The organism is Pseudomonas pharyngis (assembly GCF_021602345.1).
Taxonomy (GTDB): Bacteria; Pseudomonadota; Gammaproteobacteria; order Pseudomonadales; family Pseudomonadaceae; genus Aquipseudomonas; species Aquipseudomonas pharyngis.
Genome location: NZ_BQID01000013.1, coordinates 60964 through 81385, shown reverse-complemented (window position 1 = coordinate 81385; position 20422 = coordinate 60964). Strand labels below are relative to the sequence as shown.

The window sequence follows — 20422 nt, the reverse complement described above, 5'->3', positions numbered from 1 at the left end:
CTGATTACTCCGTGCCCACAGGGTCGGCTTGCAGTTGGGTTTCGACTTCTACCGCAGGTTTCGCATCGGGTTTGACCCACCAGGTGTTAATGCCGATGTCGTATTTGGGGGAGACTTTCGGGTGGCCGATGTGGTTCCAGTACGCCACGCGCCAGGTCTTGATGTGCCAGTTGGGGATCACGTAGTAGCCCCATTGCAGCACGCGGTCCAGAGCGCGGGCGTGGGCCACCAGGCTTTTGCGCGAATCGGCGTTGATCAGGTTTTCCACCAGATGGTCGACCACCGGGTCCTTGAGGCCCATTGAATTGCGGCTGCTGGACTTGTCGGCGGCGGCGCTCATCCAGAACTCGCGCTGTTCGTTACCCGGCGAGTTGGACTGCGGGAAGCTGCCTACGATCATGTCGAAATCCCGCGAACGCACGCGATTGACGTATTGCGAGACGTCGACGCGGCGAATCACCAGATCGATGCCCAGATCGCTGAGGTTGCGCTTGAACGGCAACAACACGCGCTCGAATTCGGTTTGCGCCAGCAGGAATTCGATGGCTACCGGTTTGCCAGTGGCGTCGACCATTTTGTCGTCGACGATTTTCCAGCCGGCCTCTTGCAGCAGCTGATACGCCTCGCGCTGTTGCGTGCGGATCATGCCGCTGGCGTCGGTTTTCGGATTCTCGAAGGCTTCGCTGAACACCTGCGCCGGCAGCTGGCTGCGGAACGGATCGAGGATTGCCACCTGTTCTGCATCCGGCAGGCCGGTGGCGGCCATTTCCGAGTTTTCAAAGTAGCTGCGGGTGCGCGCATAAGCGCCGTTGAACAATTGCTTGTTGGTCCATTCGAAGTCGAACAGCAGGCCGAGGGCCTGGCGTACCCGCACGTCCTGAAACACCGGACGGCGCAGATTGAAGACGAAGCCCTGCATGCCGGTCGGGTTGCTGTTGGCAATCTGTTCCTTGATCAGCCGCCCTTCGGTCACTGCTGGCACGTTGTAGGCATTGGCCCAGTTTTTCGCGGCCATTTCCAGCCAGTAATCGAACTGCCCGGCTTTCAACGCTTCCAGTGCGACGGTGTTGTCGCGGTAATAGTCGGTGGTCATTGCGTCGAAGTTGTAGAAACCGCGATTGACCGGCAGGTCCTTGCCCCAGTAGTCCTTGACCCGCTCGTAACGCACCGAACGCCCGGCCTTCACTTGGGTGACCTTGTACGGGCCGCTGCCAAGAGGAATTTCCAGGTTGCCCTTGTTGAAATCACGCTCGGCCCACCAATGTTTGGGCAGCACCGGCAACTGTCCGAGAATCAGCGGCAGCTCGCGGTTGTTGGTGTGCTTGAACTTGAACAGCACCTTGAGCGGATCTTCGGCGATTACCTCCTCAACGTCGGCGTAGTAACCGCGATACATCGGCGCGCCTTCCTTGGTCAGGGTCTGGAAGCTGAACACCACGTCGTCGGCGCGTACCGGGTGGCCGTCGTGAAACTTCGCTTCGGGACGCAGGTAGAAGCGCACCCAGCTGTTGTCCGGGGCCTTTTCGATCTTGCTGGCGATCAGGCCGTATTCGGTGAATGGCTCGTCCAGGCCCTGTTTGGCCAGGGTGTCGTAGATCAGCCCGATATCGTCCGCCGGCACGCCTTTGCTGATGAAAGGATTGAGGCTGTCGAAGCCGCCGAAGCCGGCCTGGCGGAAGATTCCGCCCTTGGGTGCGTCGGGGTTCACGTAATCGAAGTGTTTGAAGTCGGCGGGGTATTTCGGCGGCTCGTTGTACAGGGTCACGGCGTGTTGCGGGGCGGCACAAGCCAGCCCGGCGAACAGCAGACCGCTGGCCTGCACAAGCAGGGCGCGGATAGGCTTCATCGATCTTTCTCCGAAGATTTCAGCCACCACGCGCTCAGGCCCAGGGTGTAGGGCGGCGTGGTGACGAAGGCGAACCGGTTGCGGTACGCCAGACGGTGATAATTGAGGTACCAGTTGGGAATGCTGTAGTGCTGCCAGAGCAACACTCGGTCGAGTGCCTTGCCGGCGGCGACTTGTTCGTCGCGGGTTTGCGCGGCGAGCAAGTGTTCAAGCAGATGATCGACCACCGGATTGGCGATGCCCGCGTAATTCTTGCTGCCCTTGACGTTTACCTGGCTGGAGTGGAAGTACTGCCATTGTTCCAGGCCCGGGCTTAAGGTCTGGCCTAGCGTCATCGAGATCATGTCGAAATCAAATTGATCGAGGCGCTGTTTGTACTGCGCGCGATCGACGGTGCGCAGGCGCGCCTCGATGCCGATACTGTTGAGGTTCTCGATGTACGGCTGATAGAGACGCTCCAGGCTGGGATTGACCAGCATTAGCTCGAAGCGCAGCGGCTGGCCGGCGGCGTTCTGCAGGCGCTGGCCGTTGAGCTTCCAGCCGGCGTCAGCCAGCAACGCCAGGGCTTTACGCATGGTTTCCCGGGGGATGCCGCGCCCGTCGGTCTGCGGCAGCGTGAACGGTTCGGTGAACAGACGCGCCGGCAGTTGATCCTTGTACGGCTTGAGCATCAGCCATTCATGGCCGACCGGCAGGCCGACGGCGCTGAACTCGCTGTTGGGGTAGTAGCTGGTGGTGCGCTTGTAGGCCTCGCTGAACAAGGCGCGGTTGGTCCACTCGAAGTCGAACATCAGGCCGAGGGCTTCGCGGGTCTTGACGTCAGCGAAGGTCGCGCGCCGGGTGTTCATGAACAGACCCTGGCTCTGGGTCGGGATCTGGTGCGGGATCTGCGCCTTGATCACGTCGCCACGGCGCACGGCCGGGAAGTTGTAGCCATTGGCCCAGTTCTTCGCCTGATGCTCGATATAGATGTCGAACTCGCCGGCCTTGAACGCTTCGAAGGCCACATCGCTGTCGCGGTAGAACTCGACTTCCATGCGATCGAAGTTGTATTTGCCGCGATTGACTGGCAGGTCCTTGCCCCAGTAGTCCTTGACCCGCTCGAAAATCAACTGCCGGCCCGGTGTGACCGAGGTGATGCGGTACGGCCCGCTGCCCAGTGGGGGCTCGAAGGTGGTGGCCTTGAAATCCCGGCCCTTCCAGTAATGCTGGGGCAGCACCGGCAATTCGCCCAGACGCAGGATCAGCAACGGATTGCCGCTGCGCTTAAGCACAAACCGGATGCGTTGCGGGTTGAGGATATCGACGCGCAGTACTTCCTGAAGGGCGGTGCGGTACAGCGGATGACCCTCCTTGAGCAGCAAACGGTAGGAGAACGCCACGTCGTAAGCGGTGATCGGCGTGCCGTCGTGGAAGTGCGCTTGCGGGCGCAGGTTAAACACCACCCAGCTGCGATCTTCGCTGTACTCCACCGACTGGGCGATCAAACCGTAACTGGACGCCGGTTCGTCACCGGACGGCGCGTATTGCCCGGTGCCGACCATCAGCGGCTCGTTCAGCTCGTTGATGCCGTATTGCAGGAAATTCGCCGTGGTGACCGGGCTGGTGCCCTTGAACGTGTAGGGGTTGAGCGTATCGAAGGTGCCAAACGCCATCACCCGCAACGTACCGCCCTTGGGCGCTTGCGGGTTGACCCAGTCGAAGTGGGTAAATCTGGCCGGGTACTTGAGCGTGCCGAACTGCGCATAACCGTGGCTTTCGGTGATCGTCGCGCTGACGGGGGAGCTCAAGGCCAGGCTGATCAGGAGCAGGAGGAGGGGACGCTTCAAGTCAGATCCGATCCAGGCGGCTTGGGCTTTGTGGGCCGTACAGTAACAGCTTGTATGGACAGGAAAAAGACAGAGGTTAATGTGGGGTTAATCGGCAAAGGAAAGCGCTCCCTCATCGGAACGCCGCCCGCCTAACCCTCTCCCGGAGGGAGAGGGAACTGACGGCGATGTCTTTCGTGATACATCGACCTGAAAAACCGAGTCGATTATGGATTCAAAGCAAGTCGTTCAAGTCGGCGTAGATCTCCAATATCCCCGGATCGGTCCCCTCTCCCTACGGGCGGTCCGACGTTTCGGGAGGGCTAGGGTGAGGGAAGGCTTTTGATCCAAGCGAAAAAAAGCCCCTGAAATTCAGGGGCTCTTGGTCAGTGCGGCTGGTAGACCGTGAGCATCTGCCCAGGCTTGAGCGCCTTGCCGGCGCCCGGGTTCCAGCGCTTGAGGTGCTGCATCTCGACGTTGAAACGCTTGGCTACCACGTACAGCGTGTCGCCGCGTTTAACCTTGTACTGGGTCTGTTTACCGTCGTCCTTTTCTCTGGTCTTGCTGCTGGTCTTGCTGTTGGCTGCGATGACCGTGTTGATGCGCCCGCCACTGCTGCGCGCCGGTGTGCGCTTGCTGGTGTCCTGCATGACCAGGGTCTGGCCGACCTTGAGGTTCTTGCCGGTGAGCTTGTTCCAGCGTTGCAGGTCCTTGACCTCGACCTTGTTGGCCTTGGCGATGGAACCGAGGTTGTCGCCACGCTTGACCCGATAGGCACGCTTGGCTTGGGCGATCTCGCTCGGATCGGCGCCTTCGAACACCGGTTTCAGCGAACGCGGGCTGATCAGTTCGTCAGGACGCATGGTCTGCAGGCTGGCGGTCAGCAACTGCGCCTTCGAGGTCGGCACCAGCAGGTGCTGCGGGCCGTCGATGGTGGTGCGCTGCTTGAAGGCGGGGTTGAGCTGGAACAGCTCGTCTTCGTCGATGTTGGCCACCGCCGCGACCTTGGACAGGTCCATGCGCTGGTTGATTTCGACGACCTGGAAATACGGTTCGTTGGCGATCGGGTTGAGGTTCACGCCATAGGCTTCAGGCGTCAGGACCACTTGCGAGAGCGCCAGCAGTTTCGGCACGTAGGCTTGGGTTTCCGCCGGCAGCGGCAGGTTCCAGTAGTCGGTCGGCAGGCCGAGCTTTTCGTTGCGTTCGATGGCGCGGCTGACCGTGCCTTCGCCGGCGTTGTACGCGGCCAGTGCCAGCAACCAGTCACCGTTGAACATGTCGTGCAGGCGGGTCAGGTAGTCCATCGCTGCCGTGGTCGAGGCAGTAATGTCGCGACGGCCATCGTAGAAACGGGTCTGACGCAGGTTGAAATAGCGCCCGGTGGACGGGATGAACTGCCAGAGGCCCACCGCGTCGGCCCGGGAATAGGCCATCGGGTTGTAGGCGCTTTCGATGACCGGCAGCAGCGCCAGTTCCAGCGGCATGTTGCGTTCTTCGAGGCGCTCGACGATGTAATGAATGTAGAGGCTGCCGCGTTCGCCGGCGTTCTCGAGGAAGGAAGGGTTACTGGCGAACCACAGGCGCTGTTGCTCGATGCGCGGGTTCACGCCCAGACCTTCCTGAAGCTGGAAGCCACCGCGCATGCGTTCCCAGATGTCCTGAGGCACCTGCGGGCTGGGCTTTTCCGACAACCAGATGGGCTTCTGCTTGGCTCGCGCAGCAATGTTCGGCGTATGTGTCGCTTCAGTCTGCGGAGCATGGCTGGAACAGCCCGCCAGTGTGGCGGACACAGCCACCGCGATGGCTTGCGCCAGGCGGGTCAATGCATCTGAATTGACGGACTTACGTATGGATGACGACATTGGCTGGAAGTAAGTTCCGGGCAAAAATGTCGGGCGATTCTAGAAAGCGCACCCCCTGCGGTCAACCATTCAGAATTTTTGTGCCAGGCAGGGAGCCACTTAGAACGTATCTTTCCATGCCCGCAGAGCCGCAAAAACCTCACTCGGCGCCCGGTTTTGAGGGCCGTTCCGTTCGTCCACTTTTTGTGTAACCAATATTTCACCGGTGCGCAAAAACGGGTTTGTGAGCTTTTCCAGCGCAAGCGTCGAGGGCAGCGTCATCACGCCATTCGCACGTTGCTGGCTGACTTTTTCCAGACGGGCGGCGATGTCCCGGTTGCCCGGCTCCACGGCGGCGGCGAATTTCAGGTTGCTCAGGGTGTATTCGTGGGTGCAGTAGACCAGGGTGTCTTCCGGCAGCGCCGCCAGACGGCTCAACGACTGGTGCATCTGTTGCGGCGTGCCTTCGAACAAACGGCCGCAGCCGGCAGCGAACAGGGTATCGCCACAGAACAGCAGGCCATGATGGTAGTAGGCGATGTGTCCCAGGGTGTGGCCGGGAACGGCATGGACGTCGAAGTCCCAGCCGAGCACGCGCACCGTGTCGTTGTCCTTGAGGGCCACGTCGCGCCCCGGAATGCTTTCGCTGGCCGGTCCGTAGACCGTGGCAGCGGTGGCCTTTTTCAGCGTCTCGACGCCGCCGACATGGTCGTGGTGATGGTGAGTGATGAGGATGTCGTCGAGCACCCAGCCCGGATGCGCGTCGAGCCACGCCTGCACGGGGGCGGCATCCCCCGGATCGACCACCGCGCAACGCTGGGTGGCATGATCCTGTAACAACCAGATGTAGTTGTCGGTGAAGGCGGGCAGGGCACTGATCTGTATCATCGTCGAATTCGCCAAGCGGGTAACATTGGCGCATCTTAGAGGTTCCTGGCGTGTTGGAGAATGCAATGATCGATAAAGCGTTCGCTCAGGCCGATCCTGACTGGCTCGCGCTGATCGGTGCAGCCCGTGAATGGCTGTCCGGCCCCCTCGGGCAATTTCTGCTGGACGAAGAACGGCGCATGCTCGAAGACGAGCTGGGCCGGTTCTTCGGCGGCTATCTGGTGCATTACGGCCCGTCCGCCGAAACGCCGCCGTCGGCGCCGCAGGTGCAGCGCAACGTGCGGCTGGGCGCGCCCTTGCCGGGCGTGGAGATCGTCTGCGAAGAACAGGCCTGGCCGTTGAGCGAGCACGCCGCCGATGTGGTGGTGTTGCAGCACGGCCTGGATTTCTGTCTGTCGCCCCACGGTCTTCTGCGCGAAGCGGCCAGCAGCGTGCGCCCCGGCGGGCATCTGCTGATTGTCGGCATCAACCCCTGGAGCACCTGGGGGCTGCGCCACGTGTTCGCCCATGACGCCTTGCATCAGGCGCGCTGTATCTCGCCGTCGCGGGTGGCGGACTGGCTTAACCTGCTGGGCTTCGCGCTGGAGAAACGCCGCTTCGGGTGCTATCGTCCGCCGCTCGCGTCACCCAAGTGGCAGGCCCGTCTGGCCGGCTGGGAACGCAAGGCCGGCGATTGGCAACTGTCGGGCGGCGGCTTCTATTTACTGGTCGCGCGCAAGATCGTGGTCGGCCTGCGTCCGGTGCGTCAGGAACGCCGCGAGCCGATGGGCAAGCTGATTCCGCTGCCGATGGCCAAGGTCAATCGCCGGCGCATCGAACCGTAAACCTTCTTTTATTTATGGCCGGGTATATCCCGGCCTTGGCCATCGTCGATCCGTGATCGGCGAGGCCACGCATTTTTTCTGGATAGACTGGCATGAGCGAAAGCGTCGATAGCGTAGAACTGTTCACTGACGGCGCCTGTAAAGGCAACCCCGGCCCCGGCGGCTGGGGCGCCTTGCTGGTGTGCAAGGGCGTCGAAAAGGAACTGTGGGGCGGCGAAGCCAACACCACCAACAACCGCATGGAGTTGCTCGGCGCGATTCGCGGCCTCGAAGCCCTCAAGCGTCCGTGCGAAGTGCTGCTGGTCACCGACTCGCAATATGTGATGAAAGGCATCAACGAGTGGATGGCCAACTGGAAGAAACGCGGCTGGAAAACCGCCGCCAAGGAGCCAGTCAAAAACGCTGACCTGTGGAAAGAGCTGGATGAGCAGGTCAACCGCCACAAGGTCACCTGGAAATGGGTCCGCGGCCACATCGGCCACCACGGCAACGAACGGGCTGACCAGTTGGCCAACCGTGGGGTGGATGAGGTTCGCGGTTACAAGCAGGATTGATCAAAGCATCAAAATGGCCGTGGCCAGTTGCAGGTCGGTATAGGGCTGACCTGGCAGCAGGCTGCGAATTCGCGTCAGCGCCGCTTCCATCTGTGCGCCGCGAATGTCCCCGTCGCTGGCAACGAACGCCGCGGCGTCATCCTTGGCCGCCAACACGATCTTGTCGTCCTTGAACGAACCGCTGGTGCCTTTGCTGGAGCTGAGCGTAAGGCTCATGGTGATGTCGGTGCTGATGACGAAACTGGTGGCGTGCGCCTCGGCCGCCAGCAGGCAGCCGCCGAGCATTAAAACGTATGCAGTCTTCATGACGCTCTCAATCCGCAGGAAACAAGCCGCGCACGCTAACAAGGCGGTTTGCCGCCGACTTTATGAACATTGCTAATGATTGTTAAAAACTGCATGAGCGCCGGTCACCTGACGGCGCGCGACGCGTACCGCGAGCGTGTTAACATCGCCGCTTTTGCACGATTGACCCCGTTGAGAGCTGAACACTGATGGCCACCAGATCCGTTGTACTCGATACCGAAACCACCGGCATGCCGGTGACCGACGGCCACCGGATTATCGAAATCGGTTGTGTCGAGCTGATCGGTCGACGTCTGACGGGCCGGCACTTTCATGTTTACCTGCAACCGGATCGCGAGAGTGATGAAGGCGCGATCGCCGTTCACGGCATCACCAACGAATTCCTGGTCGGCAAGCCGCGCTTCGCCGAAGTGGCCGACGAATTTTTCGAGTTCATCAACGGCGCGCAGCTGATCATCCATAACGCGGCGTTCGACGTTGGCTTCATCAACAATGAATTCGCCCTGATGGGCCAGCAGGATCGCGCGGACATCACGCAGCACTGCACGATCCTCGACACCCTGATGATGGCCCGGGAACGTCACCCGGGTCAGCGCAACAGCCTCGATGCCCTGTGCAAACGCTACGGCGTCGACAACTCCGGCCGTGAGCTGCACGGCGCATTGCTCGACTCGGAGATTCTCGCCGACGTCTACCTGACCATGACCGGTGGCCAGACCAGCCTGTCGCTGGCCGGCAACGCCTCCGACGGCAATGGCACGGGCGAGGGCGCGGACAACTCGGCCACCGAAATCCGCCGTCTGCCGGCAGATCGCAAACCGGGGCGGATCATTCGCGCTACCGAAGCCGAGCTGGCCGAACACCAGGTGCGCCTGGAAATCATCGCCAAATCGGCCGGTGCCCCGGCGTTGTGGACTCAACTGCTGGAAGCCGAAGCTCAGGCGTAAGGCAAAAAAGGATCGCCCGAACATCCAGGCCGTGTTCAGGCGATCCTTTGTTTTTGGCAGTACTGACAACTGGCCACCCTCGCCACATCCGCTCCGACCCTCTACCCTGAGGACATTGGCAGATCACTCTCCGCCGCCTCAGGACACTGAGCCTCATGTACAAAGATTTGAAGTTCCCGGTGTTGATCGTCCACCGCGACATCAAGGCCGACACGGTTGCCGGTGAACGCATTCGCGGCATCGCCCGAGAGCTGGAGCTGGAAGGTTTCAGTATCGTTTCGGCCACGGACTACACCGAAGGACGGCTGGTGGCGTCGACCCACTATGGTCTGGCGTGCATGCTGATTGCCGCCGAAGACGCCAGCACCAACTCCCATCTGTTACAGAACATGGCCGAACTGATCGGTCTGGCCCGGGTGCGGGCGCCGGATCTGCCGATTTTTGCCCTCGGCGAGCAAGTCACCCTGGAAAACGCCCCGGCCGATGCCATGGCCGAGCTCAATCAGTTGCGCGGCATTCTCTACCTGTTCGAAGACACGGTGCCGTTTCTCGCCCGGCAAGTGGCGCGGGCGGCACGCAAGTACCTGGACGGCCTGTTGCCGCCATTCTTCAAGGCGCTGGTGCAGCACACCGCCGATTCCAATTATTCCTGGCATACCCCGGGCCATGGCGGCGGGGTGGCTTATCACAAGAGTCCGGTGGGGCAGGCGTTTCACCAGTTCTTCGGGGAAAACACCCTGCGCTCGGATTTGTCGGTGTCGGTCCCGGAGCTGGGCTCATTGCTCGACCACACCGGGCCGCTGGCCGAGGCGGAAGCACGCGCCGCGCGCAATTTCGGCGCCGATCACACGTTTTTCGTGATCAACGGCACCTCGACCGCCAACAAGATCGTCTGGCACTCGATGGTCGGGCGCGATGATCTGGTGCTGGTGGATCGCAACTGCCACAAGTCGGTGTTGCACGCGATCATCATGACTGGCGCGATTCCGCTGTACCTGTGCCCGGAGCGCAACGAGCTGGGCATCATCGGCCCGATTCCGCTCAGTGAATTCAGTCGCGAATCGATCCAGGCCAAGATCGATGCCAGCCCGTTGACCAAGGGCCGCGAACCGAAAGTCAAACTGGCGGTGATCACCAACTCCACCTACGACGGCCTCTGCTACAACGCCGAGCTGATCAAGCAGAGTCTGGGCAACAGTGTCGAAGTCCTGCATTTCGACGAGGCCTGGTACGCCTACGCCGCGTTTCACGAATTTTTCGCCGGTCGTTACGGCATGGCCACCTCGCGCAGCGAGGACAGTCCGCTGGTGTTCACCACCCATTCCACCCACAAACTGCTGGCGGCGTTCAGTCAGGCTTCGATGATTCATGTGCAGGACGGCGGGGCGCGGAAGCTGGATCGCGACCGGTTCAACGAAGCGTTCATGATGCACATCTCGACGTCGCCGCAGTACAGCATCATTGCTTCGCTGGACGTGGCGTCGGCGATGATGGAAGGGCCGGCCGGACGTTCATTGCTACAGGAAACCTTCGACGAAGCCCTGAGCTTTCGCCGGGCGCTGGCCAATCTGCGCCAGCACATTGCCGCCGACGACTGGTGGTTTTCGATCTGGCAGCCGCCGGGTGTCGAAGGCATCGACCGGGTGCAGACCGAGGACTGGCTGCTGCAGCCCGACGCGGACTGGCATGGTTTCGGCGAGGTCAGCGACGATTATGTGCTGCTCGATCCGATCAAAGTGACTTTGGTGATGCCGGGCCTGACTGCTGGCGGCGCTTTGAGCGACAAGGGCATTCCAGCGGCAGTGGTCAGCCGTTTCCTCTGGGAGCGCGGACTGGTGGTGGAGAAAACCGGCCTGTACTCATTTTTGGTGCTGTTCTCCATGGGTATCACCAAGGGCAAGTGGAGCACGCTGCTGACCGAACTGCTGGAGTTCAAGCGCAGCTACGACGCCAACGTCAGTCTCGACACCTGCCTGAAGTGTGTCGCCCAGGAAGATCCTGTGCGTTATCGCGGCATGGGCCTGCGCGATCTGTGCGATCAACTCCACGCCTGCTATCGCAGCAACGCCACCGCCAAACACCTCAAGCGCATGTACACGGTGCTGCCGGAAATCGCGATGAAACCGGCCCACGCCTACGACCAGTTGGTGCGCGGCGAAGTCGAGGCGGTGCCGATCGATGAGCTGGAAGGCCGGGTGGCAGCGGTGATGCTGGTGCCGTACCCGCCGGGCATTCCGCTGATCATGCCTGGCGAACGCTTTACCGAATCCACGCGCTCGATCATCGAATACCTCAGGTTTGCCCGCACGTTCGACGCAATGTTTCCGGGGTTTGTGGTCGATGTGCACGGTCTGCAACACGAAGATGAGGGCAATGGACGGCAATACACCGTCGATTGCGTCAAGGAATGAGGGCTTTCCCGAGTATGCAACCGGTCATGAATCCGAAATACCCAGGGTTGTCGGTGCGAGTCGCCGACGACGGTTTTGCCGCTTACATCTGGGGCAGCGATTTCAGCTTCGAGGTGGCCGCCTACGGCACGGCCGAAATCGGCAAACCCGTGGCGCAATGGGCCGTGACGCCTATCGTGCCGTATCGCAAGTGCTACGGCATCGATCCGGAGGAGTTCAGCAGCTTTCGCGACGCCGCTGACAGTGCGATTTTCATGGCGTACCTGGAGGATGAGCCGGTCGGGCATCTGGTGATCAGCACTAACTGGAACGGCTTCGCCCATATCGATGAACTGGCGGTTCACGCTCCGGCACGGCGCCATGGTGTGGCCAAGGCCTTGCTGGACGTGGCGCAGTTCTGGAGCCGCAAGAAAAAGCTGCCGGGGATCATGCTGGAAACCCAGAACAACAACCTCGGCGCCTGCCGTCTGTATGAGCGCTGCGGGTATGTGATCGGCGGCATCGACCACTTGCGTTATCGCGGCATCGATCCGAACACCGCCGAAGTGGCGCTGTTCTGGTATCGATTGTTCGATAACCCGCTGGAGCATCCGATCAGTTCGCCAGCATCGCCTCGGCTTGTTCCGTGACGATCCCGAGCAGCGTCTGAATCGCCGCTGACGGCGTGGCGTGTTTGAAGGTCAGGGCATAGAGGCTGATCGGCACCGCCGGCGACAACGGGCAGACATCGAGACCGCCCGCCCGCGCACCAAGGGCAGTGAACGGGTCGACGATCGCCAGGCCTTCGCCGGCTTCTACCATGCTGCGCATCATCTGGTGGGTCTGCACCCGGGTCTGGATGGTCGGCGCCGGGCGCAGGGCCTGGAGCTTGTTTTCCAGGGCCGGGCTCAGCGGGTCCTGGCCCTCGAGGCCGACCATCGCCTGACCGCCCAGATCCTGCAGGGAAATGTATTTCTGCTTCGGTTGCAGCCAGCCGTGGGGCGCAAGCAATTGCAACTTGCCCTGGGCCAGCGGCTGGCAATGGATATCGGGGTGTTGTGGATCGTGCAGGCTCAGGCCCAGATCGCTGTCGCGCAGCAGCAGGTGGCGGACGATGTCGCGGGTCGGCTCGCTGAGCAGGGTGCAGGGCACGTCGGGCAGGTGCCGGCGCAGGGCGGCGAGGCTTTGCGGCAGCAGTTGCTGGGCCAGCGGCGGGGTGCCGATGATCCGCAAGGGTGGGGCGAGATATTGCTTGAGGCTGCTGGCCAGCCGTTGCACCGGTTCCAGCGCTTCATAGATGTGGCCGATCTCGACTTGCAGCGCCCGGGCCTCCGGGGTTGGCTGAAGTCGTCCGCGTACGCTGGCGAACAGCATGAAACCAAGCTGACTCTCGGCTTCGCGCAAACGCTCCTCGACCTCGGGCGCCGGTAGTTGCAGCCATTCGGCGGCGGTGCCCACGTGACCGGTCTGCAAAAGCGCCTGAATCACTTCGATATGACGTAAACGCATGCGTGAAGTCCATGTCCGGCCGTTGGGGTCAGTGGCTGAATCCTACCCCAACTCGGCGCGGATGACTTCTGCTCATAACGATCGGTTATGAAGCGACCGATGGCTCGGGTTCGCGGATCAGGGTGATGCCCGACTGAACCAGCAGGAACTCGTTGTCGTCGATCTTGTTGACGCGGTCGCCAATCGCCAGCTTGTAGGTGGTAACGGGCTCCGTGCCGGTGAAACCGTCTGCCGACGGGTTGGATTCCTGGAACTCATGCACGGAATAAACGCGGCCTTCCGCATCTCTTGCATGGAACTGACCGACGAGTACTGCTGCCATCTGCTTAGAACCTCTGGAGATAAAACGCTTGATTTGCGGCTTGGTAGACCGTCATCGAGCTTGGTAAGTTTTCCTACATGAAAAAAATATTCCAGACGCGGGAAATAACCTTCGGCGTCTGGTGGAATCGTCATCGGATCATCTATAACTACTGGCTCCTCCCACGGACAGTCGAGAGTCTTCCAATGAGCAATGTCTATAACGTCGCAGTAGTGGTCGGCAGCCTGCGCAAGGCGTCCATCAACCGCAAGGTCGCCCTGGCGCTGGCGGAACTGGCACCGGCCAATCTCAAGCTGAACATTGTCGAAATTGGCGATCTGCCACTCTACAACGAAGACATCGACGGCGATTCACCGCCGGCAGCCTACAGCACTTTCCGGCAAAAAGTGGGCTCATCCGACGCTCTGCTGTTTGTCACCCCGGAATACAACCGCTCGGTGCCGGCGCCTTTGAAGAATGCCATTGACGTCGGTTCGCGGCCCTATGGCAAGAGTGTCTGGAGCGGCAAACCGGGAGCGGTGATCAGCGTTTCGCCGGGTGCCATCGGCGGTTTTGGCGCCAACCAGCATTTGCGTCAGTCCTTCGTTTTCCTCAACGTGCCGTGCATGCAGCAGCCGGAAGCCTACCTGGGTGGCGCGGGTACGGCGTTCGATGAGGCGGGGAAACTGAACGAGTCGGTGAAGCCGTTCCTGCAAAGTTTCATCAATGCTTTTGGCGAGTGGGTGGCGCAGCACAAGAAGTGATTCGCTGATTTTTCTGACAAGATATCGACCCTGTGGGAGTGAGCCTGCTCGCGGTCTCGGTGTATCAGCTGGCACATCAGTTGAATGACACACCGCCATCGCGAGCAGGCTCACTCCCACAGGTTTTGTGGTGCGGTTCAATTTTTCTTTTACTGAAGGCTGTCGCGAATGCTCGCTGCTTCACTGATTTTCCTGCTGACCATTACCCTGGTGATCTGGCAACCCAAAGGCCTCGGGGTCGGCTGGAGTGCAACATTCGGCGCCATCGTTGCGCTGATTTTCGGCGTGGTGCATCTGAGCGACATCCCGCTGGTATGGCAAATCATCTGGAACGCCACCGGCACGTTCGTAGCGCTGATCATCATCAGCCTGTTGCTCGACGAGGCGGGGTTCTTCGCCTGGGCGGCGTTGCACGTAGCGCGGTGGGGACGGGGCAGCGGGCGCAAGCTGTTTGCCTTCATGGTGCTGCTGGGTGCGCTGGTCTCGGCATTGTTCGCCAATGACGGGGCGGCGCTGATCCTCACGCCCATCGTGATTTCCATGCTGCTGGCCCTGCGTTTTTCTCCGGCGGCGACCCTGGCGTTCGTCATGGGCGCGGGGTTCATTGCCGACACCGCGAGCCTCCCGCTGGTGGTGTCGAACCTGGTGAATATCGTCTCGGCCGATTTCTTTCACATCGGATTCAACCGGTATGCGGCGGTGATGGTGCCGGTCAACTTCGTCAGCGTCGCTGCCACGCTGGGCATGTTGCTGTGGTTCTTCCGCCGCGACATTCCCAAGGCCTACGACCCGGAACAGCTTGAACATCCGCAAACCGCCATTCACGACAAAGCCACGTTCTACGCCGGTTGGGCGGTGCTGGTGATTCTGCTGATCGGCTGTTTCGCGCTGGAGCCGCTGGGCATTCCGATCAGTGCGATCTCGGCGGTGTGCGCGGCGCTGTTGCTGGCGATTGCCGCGCGCGGGCACAAGATCTCCACGCGCAAGGTGATGAAAGAGGCGCCGTGGCAGATCGTGATTTTCTCGCTGGGCATGTATTTGGTGGTCTACGGGCTGCGCAACGCCGGGCTCACCGATTATCTGGCCGGGTGGCTCAATGTATTCGGCGATTACGGTGTATGGGGAGCGGCGATGGGCACCGGGGTGCTGACGGCCTTGTTGTCCTCGATCATGAACAACCTGCCGACGGTGCTGGTCGGTCTGCTGTCGATCGATGCCAGCCAGGCCAGCGGTGTGGTGAAGGAAGCGATGATCTACGCCAACGTGATCGGCAGCGACCTGGGGCCGAAAATCACCCCGATCGGCAGTCTGGCGACCTTGCTCTGGCTGCATGTGCTGGAGCGCAAGAACATCAAGATCGGCTGGGGGTATTACTTCAAGGTCGGGATCGTGCTGACGGTGCCGGTTCTGTTGGTGACCTTGGCGGCACTCGCCGTGAGACTTTCCATTTAGACCGAGTCGGCTCAATCGCTGCGGTGCGACGACTCGACTTGCCAGCGAAGGGGCCGGATCAGACGGCACAGAAATCAGGATTGGCCCGGCACATTCGGCCACAGGTCCGACACCAGAAACAGCCGCTCGGCTTCTTCCCATTCGCCCCGGGCATTTTCGGTCAGGCGCACCATCAGTTGCGCCGGGGCCAGCGGTTCGAGTTCATCGAGCCAGGCCTGCAAATGCCCGTTGCTCCAGGTCTGCTCCGCCGGGTAGTGCGCCGGCGCCAGCCAGGCGTGGCGGGGCAGGGGTTGCCAGCGTCCGGCCGGGCGCTGAGCGACAAACGCCGGCCAGTCTTTCTGATGCAGCCAACTGCCACGCAAATGCTGAGGATGGGCGCCGCTGGGTGGCACCGACTGGCCGGGCCACGGATACAGCAAGTATCCGCCCAGCCACAGTTGCGCACTGAACGATCCGACATCCAGCGCCGCCAGCACTTCGCGGCTTTCCGGGCGCGCGGAGATCGGCAGCTGATGTTCGCTCAAATGCGCCAGTTTGCGATCCAGTCGATCATGACAGCCCGGCCCCAGCCACGACGCCGGATCATGCCCGTCGCCGTTCTGTGGGCCGAGGTAGAGCTTGATCGCCAGTTCCAGGTGATGCACGCCGTCGCGGTCGCGCAGCAGCATGTCCAGCTCGCCGAGGGTGTGACCTTCGCGGCGGATCGGCAGGTTGGCGGCGATCAGTTCGATGCCTGGCGCCTGCTCCACCGCAAATTGCCACAACCGCTCGTAATACAGGCCCAGGCGCCGGGTGCGGGCCTGGGACAGCCAGTGCAGCAGGCCGTAACTGTCGCGGTCGAGCTGGCGCAACCAGTGTTCCAGCCGCTCGGGGTCGCTGACCCAGTCGCTGCCCGCCAGCGGATGGCGCTGCGGCCACGGGGTAGCGGCGAGCATCGGCGGGGCGAGGATCACCCACGCCAGATCACGCACCTCCGGGTGACGTAACTGGTGGGGCAACTGCAGCAAATCGGGAAATAGGATCATCTTGCGAGCATAGCCTCAAACACCGGTGCAGCCTTGGGGCTGAAAGGATTTTGTCTATCCGGCGCTTTCGCCCATAATCGTGCTTTTCGCCGTCTCAGTCCCCCGCAGGAGTCCCATGGAGCAATTTCGTAATATCGGCATCATCGGTCGCCTGGGCAGCTCCCAGGTGCTGGATACCGTCCGCCGACTGAAACGCTTCCTGCTCGATCGTCACCTGCATGTGATTCTCGAAGACACCATCGCCGAAGTCCTGCCGGGCCATGGCCTGCAAACTTCGTCGCGCAAGATGCTCGGCGAAGTCTGCGACATGGTGATCGTGGTCGGCGGTGACGGCAGCCTGCTCGGCGCGGCGCGGGCACTGGCCAAACACAATATTCCGGTACTCGGGATCAACCGTGGCAGCCTCGGCTTTCTCACCGATATTCGCCCCGACGAGCTGGAAATCAAGGTCGCCGAAGTGCTCGACGGCCATTATCTGGTGGAAAACCGCTTCCTGTTGCAAGCCGAAGTCCGTCGCCACGCCGAAGCCATCGGCCAGGGCGATGCGCTGAACGACGTGGTGCTGCACCCGGGCAAATCGACGCGGATGATCGAGTTCGAGCTGTACATCGACGGCCAGTTCGTCTGCAGCCAGAAGGCCGACGGCCTGATCGTCGCCACTCCGACCGGTTCCACCGCGTACGCACTGTCCGCCGGTGGCCCGATCATGCATCCCAAGCTTGACGCTATTGTGATTGTGCCGATGTACCCCCATACCTTGTCGGGCAGACCGATCGTGGTCGATGGCAACAGTGAGCTGAAAATCGTCGTGTCCAAAGATATGCAGATCTACCCGCAGGTCTCCTGCGACGGGCAGAACCACTTCACCTGCGCGCCGGGCGACACCATCACCGTCAGCAAGAAAGCGCAGAAGCTGCGGCTGATCCATCCGCTCGACCACAACTACTACGAAGTCTGCCGGACCAAGCTCGGCTGGGGCAGCAAGTTGGGTGGTGGAGGCGACTGATGCTCGATCCCGCGCGCAGTTATGACCTGATTGGTGACGTGCACGGATGCGCCCTGACCCTGGAACACCTGCTGGACCGTCTCGGTTATCACAAGCAGGGCGGGGTCTGGCGGCATCCGTCGCGCATGGCCGTGTTTGTCGGCGACATCATCGACCGCGGCCCGCGGATTCGCGAGGCGCTGCACATCGTCCACGATATGGTCGAGGCCGGTCAGGCGTTGTGCATCATGGGCAACCACGAGTTCAACGCACTCGGCTGGAGCACTCCGGCGCCTCCGGGCAGCGGCAAGCAGTTCGTCCGTGAACACACCCCGCGCCATGCCCGCCTGCTGCATGAAACCCTGACCCAGTTCGAAAACCATCCGGGTGACTGGCACGACTTCCAGCAATGGTTCTACCAACTGCCGCTGTTCGTCGACGCCGGACGTTTCCGCGTGGTGCATGCCTGTTGGGATGCCGGCCTGATCGAGCCGCTGCGCGCGCTGTTCCCCGATGGCTGCATCGACGAGCACTTCCTTCAGGCCTCGGCGGTGCCGGGCAGTTTCGCCTGCACCGTGTTCGATCGCCTGCTGCGCGGCACCGACATGCGCCTGCCGGATGGCCTGACCATGACCAGCGGCGATGGCCTGGTGCGTTCGTTCTTCCGCACCAAGTTCTGGGAAGACGACCCGCAAACCTACGGCGACATCGTGTTTCAGCCCGACGCACTGCCGGAGCCGGTGGCGCAGAAGCCGCTGACCTCCAGCGAAAAGAATTCTCTGTTGCGCTACGGCGTCGATGAGCCGTTGCTGTTCGTCGGTCATTACTGGCGCAGCGGCAAACCGGCGCCGATCCGCCCCAACCTCGCGTGCCTGGATTACAGCGCGGTGCTCTACGGCAAACTGGTGGCCTATCGTCTGGATCAGGAAACCCGCCTCGATCCGCATAAATTTGTCTGGGTCGACGTCGAGCGGCCGGAGGTGCTGCGATGAGTGCCATAGCCGTCTTGCGTGTGCCGTTGGCGGCGGACCTGAGTGGTTTCGTCAAACTGCTGCAACGCATGCAAGTGCCCCATCGTGTCAGCGAAGAGGCGGGCGAGCAGGTGTTGTGGGTGCCCTCGGAAATCAGCGACGACGTGCGCTCGCTGTACGAGCGTTTCCCGGCGGGCGACCCCGATCAGCAGCTGGAAATTCCGGTGGCGCCGACGTTCAAGCGCCCGAGCTTTGCCGAACAACTGAAACATGCCAAGGCCACCGGGTTCATTCTGCTGCTGAGCCTGATCGTCGGCGGGTTGACGTTTCTCGGCGATAACCTCGAGACGATGCGCTGGCTGACCTTCCTCGATTTCCGCGTGGTTGGCGACTACATCCACTTCACACCACTGGCCGACAGCCTGGCAGCGGGGCAGTGGTGGCGCCTGTTTACGCCGATGCTGATCCACTTCGGCATCCTGCACCTGGCCATGAACGGCATGTGGTACTGGGAGCTGGGGCGGCGCATCGAGTCGCGCCAGGGCAGCGTCAACCTGATCGGTCTGACGCTGCTGTTCGGCCTGGTTTCCAACTATGCGCAATTCGCGTGGAGCGGCCCGAGCCTGTTCGGCGGCCTGTCCGGCGTACTTTACGGATTGCTCGGTCACTGCTGGATCTTCCAGTTGCTGGCGCCGAACCCGGCCTATCGCCTGCCGCGCGGCGTGCTGGCAATGATGCTGGTGTGGTTGCTGGTGTGCATGTCCGGGCTGATCTCGATGATCGGTTTCGGCGAAATCGCCAACGCTGCCCACGTCAGCGGGTTACTCATCGGATGCTTAACCGGTTTGTTGGGCGGTTTGTACAACCGCCGTAAACTGGCCGCCTGAATTTTTTGAATAAAGAGCACGGAGACCCTGATGTCCTCTTTTAACGATTTGATCAAGAACATCACCCCGGACATCTACCAGAGCCTGAAACTGGCGGTAGAGATCGGCAAATGGTCCGACGGCGGCAAACTCACCGCCGAGCAGCGCGAGCTGTCGTTGCAGGCGATGATCGCCTGGGAAATGCAGAACCTGCCCGAGGAAGAGCGCACCGGTTACATGGGCCCGCAGGAATGCGCGTCGAAGTCGATCGAAGTGCCGAACATCCTGTTCAAGTCGGACGCCCTCCATTGATCGAGATCGGCCGCGGTGCAATCAGCAAAATGTCGGCGCGCCTGGACGGGCCGAACGTGCAGTACGCGTTTCGTCTGGATGACGTCGAGGTGCCGGTCAACCCGTTGATCGGCAGCACGGTGCGTCTGGAATACCTGGGGGCGATTCACTGCACCCATTGCGGGCGCAGGACCAAGACCAGTTTCAGTCAAGGCTACTGCTATCCGTGCATGACCAAACTCGCCCAGTGCGACATTTGCATCATGAGCCCGGAGCGCTGCCACTTCGAGGCCGGCACCTGCCGTGAGCCGGAGTGGGGCGAGAAGTTCTGCATGACCGACCACATCGTCTACCTGGCCAATTCGTCGGGGATCAAGGTCGGCATCACTCGCGCCACCCAGTTGCCGACCCGCTGGCTCGACCAGGGCGCCAGTCAGGCGCTGCCGATCATGCGCGTTTCGACGCGGCAGCAGTCGGGCTTCGTCGAAGACCTGTTCCGCAGCCAGGTGGCGGACAAGACCAACTGGCGCGCCTTGCTCAAGGGCGACGCGGCGGCGGTGGATCTGGCGCAGGTGCGCGATCAACTGTTCGAAAGCTGCGCCCCGGGTCTGCAAGGTTTGCAGGAGCGATTCGGTCTCCAGGCCATTCAGACCATCGCCGATGTCGATCCGCTGGAAATCCGCTACCCGGTCGAGCAGTACCCGGCCAAGATCGTCAGCTTCAACCTGGACAAGAACCCGATTGCCGAAGGCACGCTGCTGGGGATCAAGGGCCAGTACCTGATCTTCGACACCGGCGTGATCAACATTCGTAAATACACGGCCTACCAGCTCGCCGTGCATCAATAAGGACTT

General features: G+C 61.5%; 20 protein-coding genes. 12 read left to right on the top strand and 8 right to left on the bottom strand.

Annotated features, from left to right (window positions below; genetic code table 11):
• Positions 1-4: 4 nt before the first annotated feature.
• From L6D74_RS23445 to gloB, 4 genes are all read right to left on the bottom strand, one after another.
• Positions 5-1846, bottom strand: coding sequence for an extracellular solute-binding protein (locus L6D74_RS23445; protein WP_236190611.1), 1842 nt, complete (start codon positions 1844-1846; stop codon positions 5-7).
• Positions 1843-3675 (bottom strand): extracellular solute-binding protein, encoded by a 1833-nt coding sequence (locus L6D74_RS23440; protein WP_236190610.1) that lies wholly within the window; start codon positions 3673-3675, stop codon positions 1843-1845. Before L6D74_RS23440 ends, L6D74_RS23445 begins: the two co-directional genes overlap by 4 nt.
• Before the next feature lie 365 nt (positions 3676-4040).
• Positions 4041-5516 (bottom strand): transglycosylase SLT domain-containing protein, encoded by a 1476-nt coding sequence (locus L6D74_RS23435; RefSeq protein ID WP_064595503.1) that lies wholly within the window; start codon positions 5514-5516, stop codon positions 4041-4043.
• A 99-nt stretch (positions 5517-5615) separates the two neighbouring features.
• A complete protein-coding gene (gene gloB, locus L6D74_RS23430) occupies positions 5616-6383 on the bottom strand; it encodes a hydroxyacylglutathione hydrolase (protein WP_236190609.1) in 768 nt (255 codons plus the stop codon).
• Positions 6384-6448: 65 nt separating this feature from the next.
• Here gloB and L6D74_RS23425 point away from each other — a divergent pair, with 65 nt between their 5' ends.
• Both L6D74_RS23425 and rnhA read left to right on the top strand, forming a co-directional pair.
• On the top strand, positions 6449-7207 hold the full coding sequence (locus L6D74_RS23425; RefSeq protein WP_011333614.1) for a methyltransferase domain-containing protein: 759 nt from the start codon (positions 6449-6451) through the stop codon (positions 7205-7207).
• 92 nt (positions 7208-7299) lie between these two features.
• Positions 7300-7761, top strand: a complete 462-nt coding sequence (gene rnhA / locus L6D74_RS23420) for a ribonuclease HI (protein WP_039770807.1) — start codon at positions 7300-7302, stop codon at positions 7759-7761.
• Here rnhA and L6D74_RS23415 read toward each other — a convergent pair whose 3' ends face one another.
• Entirely contained in the window at positions 7762-8067 is a 306-nt protein-coding gene (locus L6D74_RS23415) for a DUF2388 domain-containing protein (protein ID WP_064595508.1), read from the bottom strand. It abuts the gene before it with no gap.
• A 188-nt stretch (positions 8068-8255) separates the two neighbouring features.
• Between L6D74_RS23415 and dnaQ the strand changes: the two genes are divergently transcribed.
• The 3 genes from dnaQ to L6D74_RS23400 all read left to right on the top strand — a co-directional run bounded on the left by dnaQ (position 8256) and on the right by L6D74_RS23400 (position 12054).
• Complete coding sequence (dnaQ, locus tag L6D74_RS23410) at positions 8256-9014, top strand: DNA polymerase III subunit epsilon (RefSeq protein WP_039770804.1); 759 nt, start codon at positions 8256-8258, stop codon at positions 9012-9014.
• A gap of 155 nt (positions 9015-9169) precedes the next feature.
• Entirely contained in the window at positions 9170-11425 is a 2256-nt protein-coding gene (locus tag L6D74_RS23405) for an Orn/Lys/Arg family decarboxylase (protein ID WP_236190608.1), read from the top strand.
• Positions 11426-11439: 14 nt separating this feature from the next.
• Positions 11440-12054 (top strand): GNAT family N-acetyltransferase, encoded by a 615-nt coding sequence (locus L6D74_RS23400; protein WP_085648926.1) that lies wholly within the window; start codon positions 11440-11442, stop codon positions 12052-12054.
• On the opposite strand, the gene L6D74_RS23395 is transcribed toward L6D74_RS23400, so the two are convergent.
• Both L6D74_RS23395 and L6D74_RS23390 read right to left on the bottom strand, forming a co-directional pair.
• Positions 12020-12913, bottom strand: coding sequence for a LysR substrate-binding domain-containing protein (locus tag L6D74_RS23395; RefSeq protein WP_236190607.1), 894 nt, complete (start codon positions 12911-12913; stop codon positions 12020-12022). The genes L6D74_RS23400 and L6D74_RS23395 overlap by 35 nt on opposite strands.
• 85 nt (positions 12914-12998) lie before the next feature.
• Complete coding sequence (locus L6D74_RS23390; RefSeq protein ID WP_007956926.1) at positions 12999-13235, bottom strand: hypothetical protein; 237 nt, start codon at positions 13233-13235, stop codon at positions 12999-13001.
• A 185-nt stretch (positions 13236-13420) separates the two neighbouring features.
• Between L6D74_RS23390 and L6D74_RS23385 the strand changes: the two genes are divergently transcribed.
• Together L6D74_RS23385 and L6D74_RS23380 are read left to right on the top strand one after the other, a co-directional pair.
• The gene (locus tag L6D74_RS23385; protein WP_007956924.1) at positions 13421-13978 is read left to right on the top strand and encodes an NADPH-dependent FMN reductase; all 558 of its coding nucleotides are present in this window, start codon (positions 13421-13423) and stop codon (positions 13976-13978) included.
• A gap of 168 nt (positions 13979-14146) precedes the next feature.
• Complete coding sequence (locus L6D74_RS23380; protein ID WP_064595516.1) at positions 14147-15430, top strand: arsenic transporter; 1284 nt, start codon at positions 14147-14149, stop codon at positions 15428-15430.
• 74 nt (positions 15431-15504) lie between these two features.
• On the opposite strand, the gene L6D74_RS23375 is transcribed toward L6D74_RS23380, so the two are convergent.
• The gene (locus L6D74_RS23375; RefSeq protein WP_236190606.1) at positions 15505-16455 is read right to left on the bottom strand and encodes a DUF1853 family protein; all 951 of its coding nucleotides are present in this window, start codon (positions 16453-16455) and stop codon (positions 15505-15507) included.
• 115 nt (positions 16456-16570) lie between these two features.
• On the opposite strand from L6D74_RS23375, the gene L6D74_RS23370 reads away from it, so the two are divergent.
• Genes L6D74_RS23370 through L6D74_RS23350 form a run of 5 tightly spaced genes read left to right on the top strand, consistent with a single transcriptional unit; the run spans position 16571 to position 20416 of the window.
• Positions 16571-17461: an NAD(+) kinase gene (locus L6D74_RS23370; RefSeq protein WP_011333623.1), complete on the top strand. Its 891-nt coding sequence runs from the start codon at positions 16571-16573 to the stop codon at positions 17459-17461.
• Entirely contained in the window at positions 17458-18432 is a 975-nt protein-coding gene (locus L6D74_RS23365) for a metallophosphoesterase (protein ID WP_172829526.1), read from the top strand. The genes L6D74_RS23370 and L6D74_RS23365 overlap by 4 nt, the downstream gene beginning before the upstream one ends.
• A complete protein-coding gene (locus tag L6D74_RS23360) occupies positions 18429-19298 on the top strand; it encodes a rhomboid family intramembrane serine protease (RefSeq protein WP_236190605.1) in 870 nt (289 codons plus the stop codon). The genes L6D74_RS23365 and L6D74_RS23360 overlap by 4 nt, the downstream gene beginning before the upstream one ends.
• A gap of 30 nt (positions 19299-19328) precedes the next feature.
• Positions 19329-19589 (top strand): YeaC family protein, encoded by a 261-nt coding sequence (locus L6D74_RS23355; protein WP_011333626.1) that lies wholly within the window; start codon positions 19329-19331, stop codon positions 19587-19589.
• The gene (locus tag L6D74_RS23350; protein WP_064595529.1) at positions 19586-20416 is read left to right on the top strand and encodes a DUF2797 domain-containing protein; all 831 of its coding nucleotides are present in this window, start codon (positions 19586-19588) and stop codon (positions 20414-20416) included. The genes L6D74_RS23355 and L6D74_RS23350 overlap by 4 nt, the downstream gene beginning before the upstream one ends.
• The last annotated feature ends 6 nt before the right edge of the window (positions 20417-20422 follow it).